Source organism: Phocaeicola faecicola, assembly GCF_013618865.1.
In the GTDB taxonomy this organism is placed as follows: Bacteria; Bacteroidota; Bacteroidia; order Bacteroidales; family Bacteroidaceae; genus Phocaeicola; species Phocaeicola faecicola.
The window spans coordinates 1-20,556 of record NZ_JABSOE010000023.1; the positions used below are offsets into that span (position 1 = coordinate 1).

Here is a 20,556-nt window from a genome sequence, read left to right on the forward strand (position 1 = left end):
TATCAAGGATCTATTTAGCCATGCTGAATACGACATCCTTTACAAAAATGACGGTCAGCTAGAATTGGATTTTACATCATAATGAGCCATATTGAGATGTTTTACATTTTTTAAGAGACACTAGTGATATAATATAATAGCTGTTTTCCCCTCTGATAGGGTTATTTGTGTTTTATAATGAACTTAGGTATGAATTTAGGAGCCAGCTCTGCTGTACTGGGGATTCTTTGATGTTTAAAATCAGTTTCTAATATGTATTCTTCACCTTTAAGAATCAGTTTGTCATTATGAATATCTATAAGGTCTTTCAACTTCAATTCAATAATGTATTTTTCATAGGTCTTTTTATCCATTTTTAGTTTCTCAATAATGTTGCTTTTGGATAGTTCAATATCAGCAAATCTGGATAATAGAACTAACTGCATGAAAAAGCCTATATATTCTGATTCAAGTTCAATTCCAATAATCTTTCTTGAAAAGGTAACGCATTTCAGTTCCATAGGTGGAATGTGGTATATGCACCGTTTGGTCTTATTCTCGAATCCGTTATCCAGATAGTAATGCTTGATTCGTAAGAAGTCTTTAAACTGACTATTGAAATTGCTTAAACTATCTCCTGTGATTCTTTTCAGTTCATCTAAAGTCTTGCGTACATTGTAGTGTTTATCTCTGAATAATGACAGGCAGAAAAATCTAAAGATATTGGCAGATTTGAAATGTGGCAGCATGGAATAATTAATCGTTGCTCTGTTCTCGCAATTTGTTGGTATTAATCTTTTCTTCATATTCATTAGTAGCTGATTGAACATTATGGGTAAACCTTAAATCTTTCTTTTCACGTTCCATCTTATAATAGTAGGCTGTGCCAAAATAAATCTTGGCTTCCTTTCGGTTGTTGAACTTCTTTCCAGTTGGCAAGTGGATTATCATATCAATTCAAGCATTAGTAAGTTAATAAGCCAGTTTCTGCAATGAGATATAATAGGTAGTAACCTTTCCATTTTTCTTTCTCCTTGTCTTTAGATAGTTATTAATATTAGCCCATAAACCTATATGAACTCTGTTATCTTTTACTCCTTGCCTGAGTGCTTTTTCTCTGATTTGCTCGTAAGTAAATTCCTGCATTTTAGAAATATTGAATGGTTTGTAAATGGAGAATCTTGTTAGTGGAATTATCTGCTGGAGGTAGTGTAAAGTTAGTTACTTTATAGGTGGGGAACTAATCTTAGGGTCACACATTGGAAATTCAAATTTGAGGATATTATGAATTTAAACTATGGGTATGCCTGTATTGTAGTTCAGAAGAAAATCCAGATAAATTGAATCTGGACTTTCATTTTGGGTAAGTACAACATTTTTAGAAAAGGGGTTATAATAAGAGGTTTTATGATAAAATGTTGTAGCTGACTAAACTTTTGCATATTCCAGAAATAAGGCTCTTTGTCTGTTCTTCCAATAATCCCTTAGCTCAAAGAAATCACTTAGGAAATCCTTTGGTTTCCTCTTTATAGGTGGCATATTTAATAAGCTGTATATTTCATCCCTGATTTTATTAATCTGAGATAATTCATAGGATTGTCCTGCCTTAAACCTGTTTTTCACCATTTCAATGAACTCTGTACCTGTCCGATTCTCATTGTACTTTTTGAGTATCATGGCTTCTCTTATTTTGGGATGGGAGTATTTCAGTTCCTCTATTTTTGCCTTACCTAATTCATCATAAGCTTGGACTATAAAAGCGTCTGTTCGGATAAGCTCTCTTTTATGCTCCATCGCTATGCTGGTTTCATCGCCTTTTAACATTTCCAGTTGTTCCACAATTTCCCTACGCTTGGCTTTAATGCTTAGTGATTTGTTTTCTCGTTTAAGCCTTTCGGTGTCACTCAATTTATAGGAGATTGATTCATAATTCAATTTAAAGGATTTGCATTGCTTGTAGTTCTTTACCAATTCATCAAAACTGTTATAATATCCCTGTACCAGATTTTCTGCCAGATAATTGTCTATCTTAAACCAGTTCTTTGTTCCATTTGTGTTTAATAAAGGAGTGAGCGGGTGATTATTAAGTATTGCTTTGACTGCATCCCTTAATTCATCATTGGTTGCATTGTCATAGTATGCCTTGAGCATTTTATAATTTTCTTCAAACACTTTTATTCTAAACTTTAGCTGGGCTTTTGACCTTACTTGAAATTTATAGTCCGTATTCGTTATATGGCTTGCTGAGGCTATCCCATTTCTAAATCTTCCAATTATCTGTATGGTATCGGTAAACGGGTCTATTATGCTCTGGGTAGCTATAGTAACATCGGTTACAATGAAAACTTCTGGCTGGAAATTCAGTTCGATATCCAGAGCATTAAAGAATCTGCTTGTCAGAAAATTGTATTTGTTCATCTTGGTTGCATCCCAATCAGAATAGACTTGACTGAACTTCTTATCCTTTAGATTCTTTACACTGTTGTATGCACAGAACACTGTGGATTGTTCCAGAATATCCAGTTTATTCATAATTGAATAAATAGTTTCCGTAGAGTTGATAAACAGAAATATCGGTTTTTCTATATTGCCGATTCGTTTCTTTAGTTCCTGTAGCACATTATTAGTATGGTATAGGTTTAATGGCTGGGCATATTCGAAATTGGGTTGAACTTCCATTATCTGAAATTTCTGCTTAAAGAATCTGGGGTCGGTAAAATCCAGCGGAGTAGCAGACACAAGTCCTTTGTTCTCGAACATGAAGAAATCATCGAAAGGTAATGTTATGTTTTCTCTGTAGTCTACATCTTTCACTATCTTGTGACATTCATCGAACAACAGATAGCAGGTAGAATAAATGTCCCTGTCAATTTCTTCAAATGCAGCTTTAATCTTGGAAAAACTTTCTGGAGTGGATAATAGTTTTATATGTTTTTCCTTACTGGCTTGCAGGTATTTTACAATAGAATCTACCGTTACATTCTCGTAAACTCCCATAAGATTGTCTTTTGCATGTTTCGGGTCTTTGCATTTACCTTTGATTACTGGAACATTCGGTTCTAAGATAATGGAATCTCTGTCAGCTTTCAGTTCACCATAAGTAGCTCCCAGTCCTGTCAGTTTTTTATAGAGTATGGTATTGGTTGGAATTTCTGGTAAGACTTCTGTCAGATATTGAGTTTTTCCGTTCTTCTTTTCTATATTGATATATGTAGTATTCATCTTGGTTTCGTTTTAGAAGAGGGGAGTTTTTGGCTCCCACTCTTTAGGTTAATAATTATCAGATTATAGCTTCTTTTTCACGCAGGTAGTCCAGAATTTCATCCGTGCGTTCTACTCGGAAGAATATTTTGCCACGAAGAAATGCGCTGGTTGCACTGATATAATTATTGACCTCACGAAATAAAGGTACGAACTGCACACGTTTTCCAGATTCAATGAGCTGCTTCAAAATGGATAACTGGAAGTTGTTATCTTCATTTGCCTTAAAAGGAGTAAGTTCAGTTGGTTTTATTCCTCCATCTTCACTTTCTCCAGTTGTCAGATAAGTGTATATCCATTTGAAAGAAGCTGGATTGACATAGTATTTGAAACCTGCAACATTATAAGATTCTACCCAAATGCAAGGATAGTTTTCCTTGTCGGTATATAATCTAATGCTTAGAGTTTCTTTTCTCTGCATCATTGACTTGATGGCATTGTGCGCACCTTGATTATCGTATTTCTCTACTTGTGGAACAAGTGTTCCATTAATGTTAAATTCCATAATTTTTCTTTTTTTAGTTTTTACTTTATTCCCATTCTGAGGGAACTGTCAGATAATCATCATTAAAAGGTGCGCACCGTTTTATTTCTGATTACTCTGCAAAACTACTTGCATTTGGGCTGATTAAAAGAGAGAAAAAAACGAGTGATTTCATTTCCCTTCTTAATTTAATAGCTCGTCTGCTATCGTTTTGACAATGCAAAGATGGGAAATAATAGAAGGATTAAAAGAGAGAAAAAAAGTCCTGCTTTCATGTACCCTTTTAATGAGATGAAGCAGGACTGTGTTGGTTATCAGTTTATTATTAGAAGTATATGCTGTTTATAGTATCAATCTTTTTATCTTTATATTGTTTGACGTAGCCTTTCAAAGTAAATTCGTCCTCTGAAAAATTCTTGTTTTTAGATAGTTTGGTGAAATAGATAAGTTTTGATATTAGTAATGTCTTACTAAGTGAAACGGTACTTCCTTTCTTTTGTCTGGCATTAAACTGTTTGTTATATGGCTCTAAATTGAAGAAATCATTAAACATTTTATAGAACAACCATATTTGAATGGATTCCTTTTCTTCAGCGGGTGTGTTCATTCTGACCTGTTGTGTTTGCATCCAAGGATGTTCTTCTATCTCCTTTAAATTATTTGCAATAACAGCAGCCAAATAGCCTATTGCATTGGCATTATCAATTACTATCTGATGTTTGCCCTCCACTTTTACAGAGACAGTAATAGGCTTCTTAAAACTTACTCCAAACTGATTAACTTCTTTATGGTTATCAGCTATGGCTTTAGCAAACTTAGTGAGTTGTTCTACCCCAACTCCTGTAGCTTTTATTCCATCCAAACACGTGCCACAGGTGTAATCAAAGATAAATAGAAGTAAAAACCAGAACTTATCTATGTCAATTCCCAAGCCTTTCAGCATTTCTTGTATGCTTTCATTGCCTGTATAATCTTCGTATGTGAAGTGACCATATAATCCGTTTTGATTATATCTATTTATAAAGAATGGCAAAGCAGCTGTACCACAAATATATTTTTCACCTGTAGATGGGTCTATGTCTATATCTGGAACATATAATGTAGCTATCTGTTCCATATATTCTAAACGAGGGTCAATGTTTATATAATTTTCTTTTAACTTTTCCATAATGTTTTAGTTTGGAGCAAAATTAAAAAAGAAAATCCCACTCACAATATCTGCAAGTGGGATAATCATAGTTTGTAAGGCTTAGTAGTTGGAATCTCCTGTAAATGTGTCCATGAGCTTGTCCATCTGTTCACCTATGCACTTATCTATCAGTTTGGCATAATGGTTGGTCATTCTGGTATTAGTGTGACCAAGCATCTTAGAAACGACTTCCAGTGAGATATTATTAGCTAAAGTAACGGTGCTGGCGAATGTGTGGCGGAAGCAGTGGAACAGAATACAGGAAGCAAGCAGATGAAGGGATGAGAAAGGAAAACGTAATTGGTTGAATATGAGCAAAAGTTTCGTTTTTTGCTGAGATAATGGAAAGCAAAAATGGACAGGATATTGCAGGTGTTCAGTTACCAGAATGTTAGCTGCCCAGTTACCTGAACCAATAGGTAACGGAATGAGTAATAAAGAAACAGTCACAGAGGCTATTATTCACTGTATGTCAGTATTTTGCATATCAAAGAACGCTTATAAAATAGGTAATTTTGCTATTAAAAAATAAGCGTATGAAAGTAGAAAAATTCAAGGTGCTGCTCTATCTGAAAAAGAGCGGTCTAGACAAATTTGGGAAGGCTCCGATAATGGGGCGAATAACGGTGAACAACACGATGGCGCAATTCAGTTGTAAGCTGTCATGTACTCCGGAGTTATGGAATCCAAGAGAAAGCCGATTGAATGGAAAGAGTAAAGAAGCCATTGATATTAATGCGAAAATTGACCGGCTCCTGCTTTCTGTCAATTCTGCATTTGATTCACTTGTAGAACGTAAGATTGATTTTGACGCGACTGCCGTAAAAGAGATTTTCCAGGGAAGTGTGGAAACCCAGATGACTCTGTTGAAACGGCTTGATATGCATATAGAGGATATGCGCTCAAGAATCGGTATTGATGTGGCGAAAAGCTCCATGTCAACATACATTTACACCCGTAGGTATCTTGGTGAATATATAAAAAAACGATTCAAGATAAGTGATGTCGCTTTTGGTCAGTTGAATGAACACATTCCTTGGGAATTTCAGGATTATATTCTGAAGGACAAAGGACTTGCGGTAGATACGGCAAGACATTATCTGGCCATCCTGAAGAAAATCTGCCGGATGGCATTTAAGGAAGGATATGCGGAAAAGCGTTATTTTGTGAATTTCAAACTACCCCAAGAGCACCGTAAACCACCACGGGCTTTGAGTCGTGAGGATTTTGAGAAGATCCGTGATGTCGTAATACCACCGGAAAGAATCACTCATAATATAGCCAGAGATTTATTCCTCTTCGCCTGTTATACAGGAGTCCCATATGCTGATGCGGTTTCAATTACCCGAGAGAATATATACAAGGATGATAAGGGCGATTTGTGGTTAAAGTATCTGAGAAAGAAAAATGATTATCAGGCACGCGTCAAATTGCTGCCGGAGGCTATCGCTCTAATAGAAAAATATCGTTCGGATGAAAGGGATGAGCTTTTCCCGATGATACACCATCCCAATATGAGGCGCCACATGAAAGGTTTACGGGATCTGGCTGGCATAAGCTGTGATTTAGTCTATCATATGGGAAGACATACCTTCGGAAGTTTGATAACCCTTGAGGCCGGTGTGCCTATTGAAACAATCAGCAAAATGTTGGGCCATACCAATCTGACCACGACACAGCTTTATGCAAGAGTAACTCCTAAAAAACTTTTCGAGGATATGGACAAATTCATCGAAGCAACGAGTGATATGAAACTGGTATTATAAAATCAAAAAAAAGAATCATGAGAAGTACATATAAGCAACTGTATTATATAAACCGCAGTAAAGTCAAATCTGACGGGACCACATCAATCATGTGTCGTATTACAATAGACGGAAAGGCTGTTGCATTATCGACCGGGTTATATTGCCAGCCGGAAGAGTGGAACAGCAAGAAAGGAGAAGTCAAAAATAACAGACTGAACGGGATGCTTTGTGAATATAAGAAACGCGTAGATGAAACTTATGCTGAACTGTTGAAAGTAAACGGTGTTATCAGTGCTGAACTGCTGAAAACAGCCATGACAGGAACTGCCGACATCCCGAAGTATATATTACAAGCAGGGAAAGTGGAACGAGAAAATCTGAAAATCCGTTCCATTCAAATAGATTCAACTTCCAGTTACAGGCAATCAAAAATGTATCATCACTATCTTGGTGAATACATCCGTTCTCTGGGCAAAGAGGACATGCTTTTTACAGATATTACCGAAGAGTTTGGCATCAATTATATTTTATATCTGAAAACTAATTACCCTCATAAACCATCATATCGGAACCATTGTCTTTGTTGGTTGAAACGTTTGGTCTATCTAGCCGTAGATAACGGAATCTTGAGGTATAATCCTTTGGATGATATAAAATATGAAAAGAAGGCACCAGCAAAGCTCATGTATATAAGCAAGAAACAACTTCAGGAGATAATGAGCAACCCGAAACCGGATCCACTACAGGAACTTGCAAGAAGAACTTTTATATTTTCATGTTTTTGCGGTTTGGCTTATGTTGATGTACGTAATCTCTATCCGCATCATATAGGTACAACTGCAGAAGGTCGTAAATATATCAGAACATATCGCAAGAAAACAAGCGTTGAGTCCTTTATACCGTTACATCCGGTAGCGGAGCAAATAATTTCCTTGTATAATACGACAGATGACAGTAAGCCAATCTTCCCGTTACCAAGACGTGATATGATTTGGTTTGAAATACATGAGTTGGGATTTTCCCATCAGTTCAAACATAACCTATCATATCATCAAAGCCGTCACACCTTTGGTACCCTGATGGTTTCAGCTGGGGTTCCTATGGAAAGCATATCAAAGATGATGGGCCATACAAATATCAGGACTACACAAGGATATGCAAAAGTTACAGATGACAAGATTTCAGAGGATATGGATAAATTAATAGTACGAAGAATTCATTAACAAGTAACATGAAACAAGGAAAATAATAATATAGACTAACTTAATTTGTTAATCTGTAGAAAATTCATGATAAAAATATGACATTATGTCAGTTTGCAAACTGGTCTAACAATTGTTGATATTATACTTGGTGTCATCGGCATACCGTTTTGCTTAAAATCCTAAACGATATAACGGCAGCTTAATCTATCTTTCTGCAACTAAGATGGCGGAGCTTCATCCTCCGAATAAAAGGGTAACTAACATTTGATACTACAACAAACATTGATTTTTATGAAATTATTCTTTTTAACATATGATTTGCGCAATCGCAGAGATTACAAAACTTTGTATGATGAGTTGAATAAACTTAATGCCGTTCGTATCCTTGAGTCTACTTGGTGCTTTAAGCTCCAAGATAATATTACAGCAGAAACGGTACGTAATCATTTTCAGAATTATATTGATAAAGATGATGCCATTATGGTATCACAGGTTATTGATTGGGCATCATACAATACAGATGGGCACCCAAACCAACTTAAATAACTTACTTTTGTATTTATTCCTACTCTAACTTGCTTCAACAAGGGGGAAGTATTATCAAAGCTGCTGTCATTTTGGCACTATGACAGTGGCTTTTTTATTTATAGCATTGTAAATGCAACTCATGATGTTAAAAAATATTCCGATTCCATTTGCTATACTCATTTTAGTAATATCGTTTATAATCGCCATAGCTGAATATATAAAAATGATGATGAGTATTCTATTTTCTTTGTTTACATAGCTTGGGAGAAAAAAGTTGATTGCTTCAATATCACTAACTGAAAAAGTTGTTAATGAGTTTATGTAGAAAATGTGTTCTTTGTCATTAAATAATACGATATATCATATTCTATGATTTTAGATGTATCAACACATATTCGATAAAAACTATTGTTGTATATGCAATATATACATACCATAAACACTTTACTTTAATATTCTTAGGTTCATTCAATTAAATTTATTATTTTTGAGAGTAAATTATAATGTTATGGCTAAAGAAGAAAATAAAGATTGTTTTGTTATTATGCCTATCGCTGATTGTGAAGGGTATGAGAAAGGACATTTTGCTCACGTGTATGATGATATTATTAAGCCTGCAATAGATAAAACTGAATTCAAAGCAATTCGAGCAGATGAAGTTAAAGAAACAAATCTTATTCATCTTGATATCTTAAAAAAGCTAATTGATGCACCTATTGCTGTTTGTGATTTGAGTACACGCAATCCAAATGTTTTATTTGAACTTGGTATACGTCAAGCTTTTGATAAGCCCGTAGTATTAATTCAAGAAAAAGGTACACAGAAAATTTTCGACATTGCTCCATTAAGATATCTTGAGTACTCAAAAGACATGAAGTATCATGAAGTGATTGAAAGTCAGAAAAAGCTACAAGAAGCTATAGAAGCGACAAAAGCAGCAGAAGGTGATTCAGGAAATGTAAATTCTATTGTGAAGTTAATGGCTTTGAGTACTCCAGCAATTATTCCTAATTTGGATAGTTCAAATAAAGAGGTATTAGCCTTAGATGTTATGCGTTCACAAATGAATGACATAAGAATGATGATGGAGATGTTTATTCATGATGACAAAAAAGGTATTTCTAGAAGGAGTAATATTGCAGCAATAGAATATGAACGAATTGTAAATAGATTAGATAAATTAGCTTCATCCAAATTAGGCCCAGAATTAGCAGATCGAGAATATTCAAAATTGATGCGTGATACAGAGGAACTTATGATAAATTGTGACGGAGAACCAGATTGCCGTATGTTTCAGTATTTGATGAATAAAATATATCGTCAAAGAGATGAATATTTTTCTACTCGATAATTTTTAAGGGAAAATTTGAATTCTTTATTTTTTTTCGCACAAAAATCCTATCAGTCGCTCATTTCCTCGCCGTCCATAGAAGTTAGTACAGACTCTATTGAAAGCGAAAAGGTCAGGCGGCTTTGCCGTTTCGAGCAGAATCTTCCTCTTTCAGAGCGTATTCAGCCCGAAAACCTTTTCCCTTTCACGTCTGTACAATGGACGCCGACGGCAGCGGAAACAAGCGACTGACGGAAAAGTCAGAAGACAAAACAGCATATAGATTGGTTCAAATAGGGCCTAATTCTATATGCTGTTATTTTATCATTCAGAAAGGCTATTTTTTAGAAACACAAATAAAATGGGCAGGCGGTCAACTGCGCTCCCTCCAGAAAAATCATAATCTTCGCGTGTCCTTTGCGGGGACTCTTGGAATGTTAACTCCTTTTGTATCTGTACGCCTCCTTGTACCCTTTCATCAGTGTCTTTTCTATGTCGGAAGCCCGGTAAAGAATCTTGCCGCCTACCTGTGTGTAAGGCAAAATGCCGTTGTTGCGGTAGTCCTGCAAGGTTCTCCGGCTCACTTTCAGCAGGTATGCCACTTCCTTGTCTGTCAGCAGTTCATCGCCATATGCAGACGGTTGCCGTTTTTCCAACAACTTTTCGAGCAGGGCCAGCAGCCTGTCGAAATTCGAGTGGAACGCCTTTACCCACTCGTGATCCTTTTCTCTGATTTCATTACTCATATGCTCTTGATATTGGGTTATACATTATTCTTGAAATTCTCTCAAATGGTCTTGCCTTTCCAGCGGGCTTCCTTGCGTTTGTCCTCCACATTCCCGATCACACGCTCCACATCATCAGGACGGTAATAAGTCCGATTTCCGATTTTTGTAAAGGCAAGCGTTCCGTTATCTCTCAAGGTCTGCAAGGTTCTCGGACTGATACGCAACCTGCGGCAAACCTCGTGGTTGTCCATCCATTCACTTGTTTCCTTTCCGCCGTGTTCCCGGCACAGGCTTTCCACCCGCTGCACGAAACGATCCAACTTGGCGGCAATCTCCTCGAAAGTTCTTTTTTCAAAGCTGATGATTTCCATTGTCTTCCTTATTTTCAGTTAAACATATATTCAAAATTCCGGAAAAAGACAGGTCTTTTACAGCCGATATTCCATCATGTATCAGCGTCCTATTCTCGGCTGAGAATGTGACTGTTTTTTATCCTGTTCCCACTGCAAATAAAAGCAGTAGAAATTACACTGCAATGGATTTTCAGACCGGTGACGATGCGTTGCCCGGAATGACATCATGTTACATCTCAACTGCATACAATGAGCCTTTTTTATAAACAGAATCCGCTTGAACAATCTTGTTTGTAGGAATCACTCCGGTAAATCACGGCAGGAAGCACCGACTGTCCAATCGGTATAGTGCATAGGGTAACATAATTGCCACGGTATCTCCATTTGCTTGATTCTGTTCACTATACACACTTCCTTTGCTCACGACAACGAGTCAAGGTGCGCACCGAGACCAGTGAGTAAACCGATTAAAATCAAAAATGTATGGTAACAAAAAAGAAATTGACCAAAGAAGAATGGGAGGCCATGACAGGTACGGACATGTCATTCATACTCCCGTCAGATGGCGGCATTGAAACTGCCCTGGAATCATCCTTGAATGATACCGGAGAAAAGAAGTCAGTAGGAACGATAGAACAGACCGACACCCCATCCGAGACCCGGCAACCGCCAACAGGAAGAGAGGAATCCGTTCCCGCGTCTCAGCGCCGTATAAGCAGCAGGCAGAGGAAACTTTCTCTGGACGAATACCGGAAAGCCTTTCTTCAGGTCCCGAGAATCGAAGACCGCAAGCCCGTGTTTGTTAGCGGCGAGGTACGTGACAGGCTGGACGAATTTGTCCGCAGGTTGGGAGGACGTAAAATGAGCGTTTCAGGACTGCTTGAGAACATCGCCCGGCAGCATCTTGAAATCTACTCGGAAGACTTCGAGCAGTGGCGAAAGCTGTGACATTTTCCGGAATGACAGACTTGCTTACTGACTCCAGTCATTACATTATTCAGACAGTCAGCAGCCGGCCTGAGGGAGTAACGGACAAAACTTCAGTTTTGGGAGTTAGCGAGGTTATCTTTCGGGCATCCCGAAAAACCTCGCTCCACTCCCGAAGAGTGGAGGCAATCCGCTCCCGGTGGTCGCAGATTGTGAGAAAAAGAATAATCAAAAATCAAAGGAAGAAAATATGAATGACAGAAAGAAAAACAGACCGAGGGGACGCCCCAAAGTAAGCGGAGTGTGCAAACTCAGCAAAGCCGTTACAGTGAAATTCTCCAAGATAGATTATGAACGGTTGTGCCGACGCAGCAGACAGGCTAACCTCACGCTGGCGGAATTTCTCCGCGTATCAGCCTTTGAGACGACGATAACGGCCAGGCACTCGGCCGAGGAAACTGCCGTCATACGCAGTCTTACGGGTATGGCGAACAACCTGAACCAGCTGACCAGGCTGTCCCATCAGGCCGGATTCCACCGTACCCAAAGGACGGTGACCGAACTCCTGCAGAAACTCAAGGAGATTATAGTCCGGTACAGGCACGGAGAAAGGAGGCCGTCATGATTGGCAAGATCAAGAAAGGGAAATCCTTCGGCGGCTGTATCCGTTACGTGATGGGCAAGGACAGCGCGAAAATCATCGACTCCGACGGTGTACTGCTGGAAAATATCCGGGAAATAACGGCCAGTTTCAACTATCAGCGTGAGCTTAATCCGAAGATAAAACAGCCTGTCGGACATATCGCATTAAGCTTCAAGCTGGAGGACAAGGCACTGCTGACGGATGAATTTATGGCTAAAATAGCCCGGGAATACATGGAGCTGATGGGCATAAGGAACACCCAGTTCATCCTGGTAAGACACCATAACACGGACAATCCGCACTGCCATCTGGTCTATAACCGCATCGGGGATGACGGCAAGGTAATCTCTTCCCAAGGCGATTACAAGCGTAATGAAATCGCCACGAAACTGCTTAAGGACAGGTACGGGCTGACATATGCCGAGGACAAGAGCAAGACTAACGTGGAGAAACTCCATGCTTCGGAGCGTGTGAAATACGAAATCTTCAATGCCGTCAAGGCGGCTTTGAAGCGCTCCGGGACATGGAAAGAGTTCAACGATTATCTGCTTCGCCGGGGCATCAGGCTGGAATTTGTAAAGCGTACCAGGGAGATAAAAAGGCCGGAGGACATACAGGGAATCCGGTTCACCAAGGACGGGCAGACCTTCAAGGCTTCACAGATCAGCCGGGAGTTCAGCTTTGCCAGGCTGAATGCCCGGCTGGGCTGGAAGACTTCGGAATCCCAACAGGAATCCGAACATAAGGTGCAGCAAAGGATACCGGACGGAGGGCTTCTCCTCGAAAATACGGGACCTAGACTATTCAGTCCTACAAACGGCACCGCTCCCGAAGAGCCGTTGCCTCAGGGAGAACTTTTGCGCAGACGCAAGAAAAAGAAAAGGAGGAAAGGATTCGGGCTGTAGCCTGTCCTTTCCCATTCAAATTATTCATGAACATTAAAATTGCAGGAATATGAAAATGGAAGAATGTATCGAGAGCATCTTCGGATGCCTGGAAAGAATCGAGGACAAAATCAACGGATTGTCCCTCCCCTCGCCGGAAGGCAACAGCCCGGCAGTTAATAATAAACAGGATGAGTCCGTGCTGAATGAAGTCAGGAATGGTCATGAGACATTTCGCAAATTGTTGGCTCGCGTGTACGAAGGTCTTGCCGCCATCAAGAACGATATGGTTTCCATAGACAGGAAAAACTCGTCACAGGAAAGACTTGGACAGGTCTTGTCGGAAATGCGTAATGAACAGCGGCAGAACCAGGAGAAAGTGGAAACCCTGTTTTGTGAGACCAATGACACAATCAGGAAGAATGCCGTTAAGACAAGCAACATCAACCATCATTTCAGCCTGAGCTTGGAATCCCCGTACATCCTTGGGAGTTTTTCCGTAATGTTCGCGGCAATCGTGGCCCTGTCCGTGGCGCTCTATTTTTCGGCGAGAACAGATAACGCACAGGCTGATAATGATCTGAAATATCGTTATGTCAAGATGAAAGGAGAGGCTACCCCCGAACAACTCGTGGAACTTGAGAACCTTTTTGGACCGAACCGGGATAACGAACTCATCAGACAGATGCGTGAGGACGTGGAAGCCTACGAGGAAGCGGTACAGAGACAGGCCACCCTGACCGAGCAGGCACGGCTGAAAGAACAGGCCGCAAGAGAGCTGGACAGCAAGGCGAAGTCCATCAAGGACAAGTCTATTACGGACGAATCTAAAAAGTAAGCCCATGGCCAGTGTGAAAGTGAAATTCAGACCTTCCACCATAGAGGGAAAGGAAGGTACCATCTATTATCAGATTATCCAGAGCCGTGTGATCCGTCAGTTAAAGACGGATTACCGGATATTTACGGATGAATGGAACGAAGCTGGAAGCTGTATCATTGTCGGCAGTTCGGAACGAAGCAATCTGCTCCTTTCCTTGCAGGAACGCATGGAGTGGGACCTGAAGCGGCTGGACATGATTATCCACCAACTGGATAATCAGAAAGCCGGATATACGGCAGATGATGTTGTCGCTTCTTTTCAGAGCAATATAGAGGGACAGTCGCTTTTCAACTTCATGCAGGGCATCATAGCCCGTCTCAAACAGATGGGCAAGATACGCACGGCTGAAAATTATTCCTGCACCCTGAAAAGTTTCATGCAGTTCAGAGGGGACAGGGATGTTCTGCTGTCCGAAATTGATTCGGATTTGATGCAGCTTTATGAAGCCTACCTTCATGGGAAAGGGGTCGTACGGAATACCAGTTCATTCTACATGCGTATCCTTCGGGCGATATATAACCGTGCCTTGGAAAAGGAACTGATGGAACAGCGCAATCCTTTCAGGCATGTCTATACGGGAGTGGACAAGACCGTCAAGCGTGCCGTTTCCTTATCCGCCATCAAGCGTATGAAGAATCTGGATCTGTCCTTACAGCCTAATCTGGAATTTGCAAGGGACATGTTCCTGTTCAGTTTCTATACCCGTGGCATGTCGTTCATAGATATGGCTCACCTAAAAAAGAAAGATCTTCAGAACGGATTTTTATCGTATCGCAGACGAAAGACCGGGCAGCAGCTGGTTATCAGGTGGGAAAAATGTATGCAGGAGATTGTCGGCAAATACCCGGAAGACAGTCTCAGTCCTTATCTTTTGCCGGTATTGAAATATCCTTTTAAGGATACGCACAAGCATTACAGGAATGTCATGTCCGGAATAAACAGAAATCTTAAAGAAATAGCCAGATTGGCCGATATATCCGTTCCTCTTAGCATGTACTGTGCCCGTCATTCATGGGCAAGCGCAGCCAAAGGCAAGAACATTCCGATTTCGGTTATCAGTGAAGGGATGGGACATGATTCCGAGGCGACCACACAAATTTATCTGGCCTCATTGGACAATTCCGTAGTGGACAAAGCCAACGCACAAATTCTGAAAAGTCTGTAGGATTGGAGAACGTTTAGCAAAAGCATTCATTTCTTAGACAGAGGGACTCACTCTTGCGCAAAGTTATACATTTTATTGAAAATCCTGCAATTCCGGCCGTTGGATTTTCATCCGGAAGTCATTGAATTTCAACTGTTGTTTAGCAATCCTACACATAATTCATCAGCAAATCAGCCTTATAGCCCGAAATCTCCCTCTGTCTAAGAAAGACGCAGACACCGGGACTTTCTCATCCCCTTTACGCACAGAAAGAAGATGGAGAAAACAACCGGAGAAGCCGACATACAAGAGAACAGGCTGAAAGAACTTTCACCCGACTTACTGAATACCTTGCTCAAAGATCATACAACGAGTAAGGAAGGAAAACAGTGTAACATATTCTGGGCTACTTCCGATTATGAACCGCTCGGCAAAGGTTATGAATACGGGTCACAGATTCTTCCGGAGCTGATAACCGGAGAGAACGGCCATGTAGTCATGCCCCGTGTCCTGAAACACAGGGATACCCAAAGCACACGTTCCCAGGAAATGGCGGAGGTATTTACTCCGTCCTGGATATGTAATGTCCAGAACAACCTTATCGATGAAGTCTGGTTTGGCAGAAAGGATGTATTCAACCATGAAGTGACCGCCGAAGATGGTACACATTCATGGGAAATCAATCCTGATAAGATTGCTTTTCCTGAAGGCAGGACATGGAAAGACTATGTACGGGAAAACCGGTTGGAAATCACCTGTGGAGAAGCTCCTTATCTGGTAAGCCGGTATGATACGACTACCGGAACATTCATTCCCGTGGAGAAGCGTATCGGCCTGCTTGACCGTAAGCTCCGTATCGTCAGTGAGAATACTACGACAACGCGTGAATGGCTGGAGGCAGCCAAGGATGCTTACAGAAGCATCTATGCCTATGAATGGCAGGGTGACAGTCTTCTTCTTGCCCGTGAAGCCCTTCTCTTATCTTTCATCGAATATTACCGGAACAAGTTCGGTAAAGATCCGCAAATTAAATCCATCAACCATATAGCCTATATTATTTCCTGGAATGTATGGCAGATGGACGGACTGAAAGGTGTCGTTCCGGATAGTTGCGGAGAACGTGTGCGAATGGAACCAAGTCTGTTCGGTACGATTGAAAGACGGGAACCGTGCGAGGGCTGTCTGAAAAATGACCTGACCAAGCACAACGGAATTTACTGCATTATCAAGGACTGGCGGGCTACAGACAAGGCAACAGGCAAAAAGGGGAAACGAATCCGATTTATTGACCTGATAAAATAGAGAAGAAGCATGAGATTCACATCGTCCCTGAAACTAAAACTGATCTATGTGTTCCGTATCAATGATGCGACACACCGTGGATGCCTGAAAATTGGCGAGGCTACCTGTGAGGATGAAAACGTGTTCGGTCTGTCTCCTAACAGCAAGGCGCTCAATGAAGCGGCAAGAAAGCGTATCAACCAGTACACACAGACGGCAGGCATCGCATACGATCTACTATATACTGAACTGACCGTTTACAACCGTGGCGGACTCCGTTCATTCAACGACAAGGAGGTACACAATGTCTTGGAACGCTCCGGTATCAAAAAGAAAGTCTTCGATACAGTCAACAAAGCCAATGAATGGTTCATCACCGATCTGGAAACCGTCAAGCGTGCCATTGCAGCTGTCAAGGAAGGCCGGAGCTCCCTTTCATCAGCGGAAGTTACCCGGGAATATTCTCCGATTGTATTCCGGCCGGAACAACAGGAAGCCATCAGCAAGACCAAGAAACAGTTTAAGAAAGGCAACCAGATGCTCTGGAACGCAAAGATGCGTTTCGGAAAGACCTTTTCTGCCCTGCAGGTTGTCAAGGACATGGAGTTTCAGCGTACCCTGATTCTGACTCATCGACCTGTGGTGGATGCCGGCTGGTTTGAAGATTTTGGAAAGATCTTTTATGACCGCAAGGATTTTGCATACGGTTCCAAAAACAACGGGGATAGTTTTGCCAGTCTGGAACGGCGGGCGGAAAGTGACAGACTTCATTATGTCTATTTCGCCTCCATGCAGGATTTGCGTGGTTCTGAACTTGTGGGTGGCAATTTTGACAAGAACAACGAAGTGTTTGCTACCGATTGGGACCTGATTATCGTGGACGAAGCGCACGAAGGCATCCAGACCGAACTGGGAAAGGCGGTTATGGGGGAACTGGTCAAGGATAATACTAAAGTTTTACGTCTGTCCGGTACCCCGTTCAATCTGCTGGGCGATTTTAAGGAAGATGAAATCTATACATGGGACTATGTGATGGAACAGCGGGCCAAGATGAGTTGGGACGAACTCCATTTTGGTGACCCCAATCCGTATGCCTCACTGCCTACACTCAATATCTATACCTACGATTTGGGAAGGCTGCTTCATGAGTTTGTTGATGAAGATGTTGCCTTTAACTTCAAGGAATTTTTCCGGGTCAATGAATCCGGCAGTTTCTGTCATGAAAAAGACGTGCGGGCTTTTCTGAATCTTCTTACCAAGGAGGACAAGGACAGTCTTTATCCATATGCCAACGAAGAATATAGGAATATTTTCCGCCATACCCTTTGGATGGTGCCCGGCGTGAAGGAAGCAAGGGCACTGAGTGCCATGCTTCAGACACATCCGGTGTTCCAGCATTTCAAGGTGGTCAATGTAGCCGGTGACGGTGATCAGGACGAAGAAAGCCGTGATGCCCTGGAAGCCGTGGAACAGGCTATCGGAAAAGATCCGGATGCCACACGGACCATTACCCTCTCTTGCGGACGGTTGACGACCGGAGTGAGTGTAAAAGCATGGACTGCCGTATTCATGCTGTCAGGTTCTTATAATACAGCCGCATCCAGTTATATGCAGACTATCTTCCGCGTACAGACACCCGCTACTATCAACGGACGGATGAAGGAGCAGTGCTACGTTTTTGATTTTGCTCCGGACCGTACCCTGAAAGTGATTGCCGAAACCGCCAAGATATCAGCCAAAGCCGGAAAAACTTCACAAAGTGACCGTAAGGCCATGGGAGAGTTTATCAATTTCTGTCCCATCATATCCATTGAAGGCTCACAGATGAACCGCTTTGACGTACCTCACATGCTGGAACAGTTGAAACGGGTATATGTGGAGCGTGTTGTCCGTAACGGGTTTGAGGACAACAGCCTGTATAACGATGAGCTGATGAAGTTGGATGATCTGGAACTGCAGGAGTTCGATGATCTGAAAAAGATTATCGGCCAGACCAAGGCCATACCCAAAACCAATCAGGTGGACATTAATAGTCAAGGACTGAACAATGAGGAATACGAGGAAAAGGAGAAACTGGAGAAGAAACCCAAGAAGGAGCTTACGGAGGAAGAACGGAAACGGCTGGAAGAACTGAAAAAGAAGACAAAGAACCGGGAAGCGGCCATTTCCATACTCCGTGGCATCTCCATCCGCATGCCCCTGTTGATTTATGGTGCGGAACTGAGTGATGAGAATCAGGAAATCACGATTGATAATTTTGCCTCGCTCATTGACCCGCAGTCATGGGAAGAGTTCATGCCCAAGGGAGTGACCAAGCAGAAATTCAATAGTTTCAAGAAATACTATGACCCGGAAATATTCTGTGCTGCCGGAAAACGAATCCGTGCGATGGCTCGTGCAGCGGACAAACTGAGTATAGAGGAACGAATCGGACGTATTACAGATATTTTCAGCACTTTTCGTAATCCGGACAAGGAAACCGTGCTTACTCCGTGGCGCGTGGTAAACATGCACCTCGGCGACTGTCTGGGAGGCTATAACTTCTATGACACAGAGTATCAGAATGTGATTCCTGAACCACGGTTTATAGACAAAGGAGAGGTTACCGCAGAAGTTTTCTCCCCCGAATCCCGTATTCTGGAAATCAATTCCAAGTCTGGACTTTATCCGCTCTATATGGCATACGGCATTTACCGGGCCAGAGTGAAGTCTTCTCTGTTTTCTGTAGAAACGATAGAGGAACAGCAGGCTGTATGGGATAAGGTAATAGCAGAGAACATCTTTGTTATCTGCAAAACTCCAATGGCAAAGAGTATTACCAAACGTACGCTTGCCGGATTCCGTAAAGCAAAGACAAATATGTGGGCTCCAGAAGATCTTGTCAACAAAATAAAGAATCAATCAGAATTATTCATTAAAAAAGTACATGATTTAATAGGCAAAAACATGAAGATTAATGCTATAGTCGGTAATCCTCCATACCAAATTAATGATGGAAGCGGTGCATCTGACGATGCTGCAAATCCTATATACCAAATATTTGTACGGATAGCAAAACAGATCAGGCCTGAATACTTTTCCCTGATTATGCCTTCAAAATGGATGATTGGAGGAAAAGCTGTTCTCAAACCATTCAGAAAAGAAATGATGGAAGATAAACATATTGCATCCATCTATGATTATGAGGATTCTGGCGAGTGCTTTAACGGACAGCATATAGATGGTGGAATCTGTTATTTTCTTTGGAGTAATAAACACAATGGTAAGTTGCGTTACACTTATATTTCAGCGAATAAAGAGTTTTTTGTATCTACAAGGTTCTTATCCGATGGAAATTCTGATATCGTTATACGTGACAAGCGTCGTCAATCTATTATTGCTAAAACTTCGACAAATTGCTCTTTATTTAAGGAGATTGTCTCATTAACCCAGCCGTTTGGAATCAGAAAGGATTTATTTAATTCGCCAGAAAGATATCCACTATCTAATTTACAATCAGAGCCTTTCTATGGTTGTGTGAAAATTTATGGTGTGAAAGGAATTAAAGGAGGAGCGAGAAGAACGATTGGATATATTTCACCTAAAATTATAACAAAAAACAAAGCAGCAGTAAACAAGTATAAATTATTTTTTACAACCAGTTATTCTACAAATGCTTTCAATCCCCCTGAAACCATCATAGGAGAACAAAACTCAGTCTGTACAGAGACCTTCCTTTTGATTGGACCATTTGACACTGAGATAGAACAGAAAAATTGTTATAAATACATTTGCACAAACTTTTTTAAGGCATTATTGTTTTTTGGTCGAGGAACTATGCAGGTGTCACAAGATGTATTTCGTTTTGTTCCATTGCAAAACTTCACATCATCAAGCGATATTGATTGGAACAAAAGCGTACCAGAAATAAATAATCAACTTTCTGCAAAATATCGTCTGATCAATGAAGAAATCTCTTTTATTGAATCAATGATAAAACCTGTGTGAAAGTA

The 20,556-nt window shown here is 40.8% G+C and carries 18 protein-coding genes and 1 pseudogene; 11 read left to right on the forward strand and 8 right to left on the reverse strand.

Annotated elements, in window-relative coordinates:
* Positions 1-161: 161 nt before the first annotated feature.
* The 6 genes and pseudogenes from H3001_RS19425 to H3001_RS19765 all read right to left on the reverse strand — a co-directional run.
* On the reverse strand, positions 162-500 hold the full coding sequence (locus H3001_RS19425) for a hypothetical protein (protein ID WP_246368525.1): 339 nt from the start codon (positions 498-500) through the stop codon (positions 162-164).
* Between the two features lie 235 nt (positions 501-735).
* Positions 736-930, reverse strand: coding sequence for a hypothetical protein (locus H3001_RS07995; RefSeq protein WP_118212217.1), 195 nt, complete (start codon positions 928-930; stop codon positions 736-738).
* A 477-nt stretch (positions 931-1,407) separates the two neighbouring features.
* Positions 1,408-3,201, reverse strand: a complete 1,794-nt coding sequence (locus H3001_RS08000) for a hypothetical protein (RefSeq protein WP_181214636.1) — start codon at positions 3,199-3,201, stop codon at positions 1,408-1,410.
* Positions 3,202-3,259: 58 nt separating this feature from the next.
* A complete protein-coding gene (locus H3001_RS08005; protein WP_118212215.1) occupies positions 3,260-3,745 on the reverse strand; it encodes a hypothetical protein in 486 nt (161 codons plus the stop codon).
* Positions 3,746-4,049: 304 nt separating this feature from the next.
* Positions 4,050-4,892 (reverse strand): hypothetical protein, encoded by an 843-nt coding sequence (locus tag H3001_RS08010; protein ID WP_181214637.1) that lies wholly within the window; start codon positions 4,890-4,892, stop codon positions 4,050-4,052.
* 81 nt (positions 4,893-4,973) lie between these two features.
* A pseudogene (locus H3001_RS19765) lies at positions 4,974-5,171 on the reverse strand (tyrosine-type recombinase/integrase); the annotation flags it as partial.
* Between the two features lie 278 nt (positions 5,172-5,449).
* On the opposite strand from H3001_RS19765, the gene H3001_RS08020 reads away from it, so the two are divergent.
* The 4 genes from H3001_RS08020 (at position 5,450) to H3001_RS08035 (ending at position 9,745) form a co-directional block, all read left to right on the forward strand.
* The gene (locus tag H3001_RS08020; protein WP_181214638.1) at positions 5,450-6,679 is read left to right on the forward strand and encodes a site-specific integrase; all 1,230 of its coding nucleotides are present in this window, start codon (positions 5,450-5,452) and stop codon (positions 6,677-6,679) included.
* Positions 6,680-6,696: 17 nt separating this feature from the next.
* The gene (locus tag H3001_RS08025; RefSeq protein ID WP_181214639.1) at positions 6,697-7,884 is read left to right on the forward strand and encodes a site-specific integrase; all 1,188 of its coding nucleotides are present in this window, start codon (positions 6,697-6,699) and stop codon (positions 7,882-7,884) included.
* 273 nt (positions 7,885-8,157) lie between these two features.
* Positions 8,158-8,412 carry a hypothetical protein gene (locus H3001_RS08030; RefSeq protein WP_181214640.1) on the forward strand — a complete coding sequence of 85 codons (255 nt, stop codon included), beginning with the start codon at positions 8,158-8,160 and terminating at the stop codon, positions 8,410-8,412.
* Between the two features lie 490 nt (positions 8,413-8,902).
* On the forward strand, positions 8,903-9,745 hold the full coding sequence (locus H3001_RS08035) for a hypothetical protein (protein WP_181214641.1): 843 nt from the start codon (positions 8,903-8,905) through the stop codon (positions 9,743-9,745).
* 416 nt (positions 9,746-10,161) lie between these two features.
* On the opposite strand, the gene H3001_RS08040 is transcribed toward H3001_RS08035, so the two are convergent.
* Together H3001_RS08040 and H3001_RS08045 are read right to left on the reverse strand one after the other, a co-directional pair.
* Positions 10,162-10,470 carry a helix-turn-helix domain-containing protein gene (locus H3001_RS08040; RefSeq protein WP_008663619.1) on the reverse strand — a complete coding sequence of 103 codons (309 nt, stop codon included), beginning with the start codon at positions 10,468-10,470 and terminating at the stop codon, positions 10,162-10,164.
* 41 nt (positions 10,471-10,511) lie between these two features.
* Positions 10,512-10,823, reverse strand: coding sequence for a helix-turn-helix domain-containing protein (locus H3001_RS08045; RefSeq protein ID WP_181214642.1), 312 nt, complete (start codon positions 10,821-10,823; stop codon positions 10,512-10,514).
* Between the two features lie 465 nt (positions 10,824-11,288).
* Here H3001_RS08045 and H3001_RS08050 point away from each other — a divergent pair, with 465 nt between their 5' ends.
* From H3001_RS08050 to H3001_RS08080, 7 genes are all read left to right on the forward strand, one after another.
* The gene (locus tag H3001_RS08050; RefSeq protein WP_181214643.1) at positions 11,289-11,753 is read left to right on the forward strand and encodes a DUF3408 domain-containing protein; all 465 of its coding nucleotides are present in this window, start codon (positions 11,289-11,291) and stop codon (positions 11,751-11,753) included.
* Positions 11,754-11,982: 229 nt separating this feature from the next.
* Entirely contained in the window at positions 11,983-12,357 is a 375-nt protein-coding gene (locus tag H3001_RS08055) for a plasmid mobilization protein (RefSeq protein ID WP_181214644.1), read from the forward strand.
* Complete coding sequence (locus tag H3001_RS08060; protein ID WP_181214645.1) at positions 12,354-13,280, forward strand: relaxase/mobilization nuclease domain-containing protein; 927 nt, start codon at positions 12,354-12,356, stop codon at positions 13,278-13,280. The genes H3001_RS08055 and H3001_RS08060 overlap by 4 nt, the downstream gene beginning before the upstream one ends.
* Before the next feature lie 49 nt (positions 13,281-13,329).
* Complete coding sequence (locus H3001_RS08065; RefSeq protein ID WP_181214646.1) at positions 13,330-14,097, forward strand: hypothetical protein; 768 nt, start codon at positions 13,330-13,332, stop codon at positions 14,095-14,097.
* A 4-nt stretch (positions 14,098-14,101) separates the two neighbouring features.
* A complete protein-coding gene (locus H3001_RS08070; protein WP_181214647.1) occupies positions 14,102-15,304 on the forward strand; it encodes a tyrosine-type recombinase/integrase in 1,203 nt (400 codons plus the stop codon).
* Positions 15,305-15,559: 255 nt separating this feature from the next.
* Entirely contained in the window at positions 15,560-16,585 is a 1,026-nt protein-coding gene (locus tag H3001_RS08075) for a restriction endonuclease subunit M (protein ID WP_181214648.1), read from the forward strand.
* 9 nt (positions 16,586-16,594) lie between these two features.
* The gene (locus tag H3001_RS08080; protein WP_181214649.1) at positions 16,595-20,551 is read left to right on the forward strand and encodes an Eco57I restriction-modification methylase domain-containing protein; all 3,957 of its coding nucleotides are present in this window, start codon (positions 16,595-16,597) and stop codon (positions 20,549-20,551) included.
* Positions 20,552-20,556: the final 5 nt, after the last annotated feature.

Bases quoted from the DNA above. Each gene is read 5' to 3' on its own strand.
- H3001_RS08050 (WP_181214643.1), top strand. From the start codon at position 11,289: ATGGTAACAAAAAAGAAATTGACCAAAGAAGAATGGGAGGCCATGACA.
- H3001_RS08005 (WP_118212215.1), bottom strand. From the start codon at position 3,745: ATGGAATTTAACATTAATGGAACACTTGTTCCACAAGTAGAGAAATAC.
- H3001_RS08080 (WP_181214649.1), top strand. From the start codon at position 16,595: ATGAGATTCACATCGTCCCTGAAACTAAAACTGATCTATGTGTTCCGT.
- H3001_RS08030 (WP_181214640.1), top strand. From the start codon at position 8,158: ATGAAATTATTCTTTTTAACATATGATTTGCGCAATCGCAGAGATTAC.
- H3001_RS07995 (WP_118212217.1), bottom strand. From the start codon at position 930: ATGATAATCCACTTGCCAACTGGAAAGAAGTTCAACAACCGAAAGGAA.
- H3001_RS08075 (WP_181214648.1), top strand. From the start codon at position 15,560: ATGGAGAAAACAACCGGAGAAGCCGACATACAAGAGAACAGGCTGAAA.
- H3001_RS08025 (WP_181214639.1), top strand. From the start codon at position 6,697: ATGAGAAGTACATATAAGCAACTGTATTATATAAACCGCAGTAAAGTC.
- H3001_RS19425 (WP_246368525.1), bottom strand. From the start codon at position 500: ATGGAACTGAAATGCGTTACCTTTTCAAGAAAGATTATTGGAATTGAA.
- H3001_RS08020 (WP_181214638.1), top strand. From the start codon at position 5,450: ATGAAAGTAGAAAAATTCAAGGTGCTGCTCTATCTGAAAAAGAGCGGT.
- H3001_RS08070 (WP_181214647.1), top strand. From the start codon at position 14,102: ATGGCCAGTGTGAAAGTGAAATTCAGACCTTCCACCATAGAGGGAAAG.
- H3001_RS08040 (WP_008663619.1), bottom strand. From the start codon at position 10,470: ATGAGTAATGAAATCAGAGAAAAGGATCACGAGTGGGTAAAGGCGTTC.
- H3001_RS08010 (WP_181214637.1), bottom strand. From the start codon at position 4,892: ATGGAAAAGTTAAAAGAAAATTATATAAACATTGACCCTCGTTTAGAA.
- H3001_RS08035 (WP_181214641.1), top strand. From the start codon at position 8,903: ATGGCTAAAGAAGAAAATAAAGATTGTTTTGTTATTATGCCTATCGCT.
- H3001_RS08065 (WP_181214646.1), top strand. From the start codon at position 13,330: ATGAAAATGGAAGAATGTATCGAGAGCATCTTCGGATGCCTGGAAAGA.
- H3001_RS08000 (WP_181214636.1), bottom strand. From the start codon at position 3,201: ATGAATACTACATATATCAATATAGAAAAGAAGAACGGAAAAACTCAA.
- H3001_RS08060 (WP_181214645.1), top strand. From the start codon at position 12,354: ATGATTGGCAAGATCAAGAAAGGGAAATCCTTCGGCGGCTGTATCCGT.
- H3001_RS08055 (WP_181214644.1), top strand. From the start codon at position 11,983: ATGAATGACAGAAAGAAAAACAGACCGAGGGGACGCCCCAAAGTAAGC.
- H3001_RS08045 (WP_181214642.1), bottom strand. From the start codon at position 10,823: ATGGAAATCATCAGCTTTGAAAAAAGAACTTTCGAGGAGATTGCCGCC.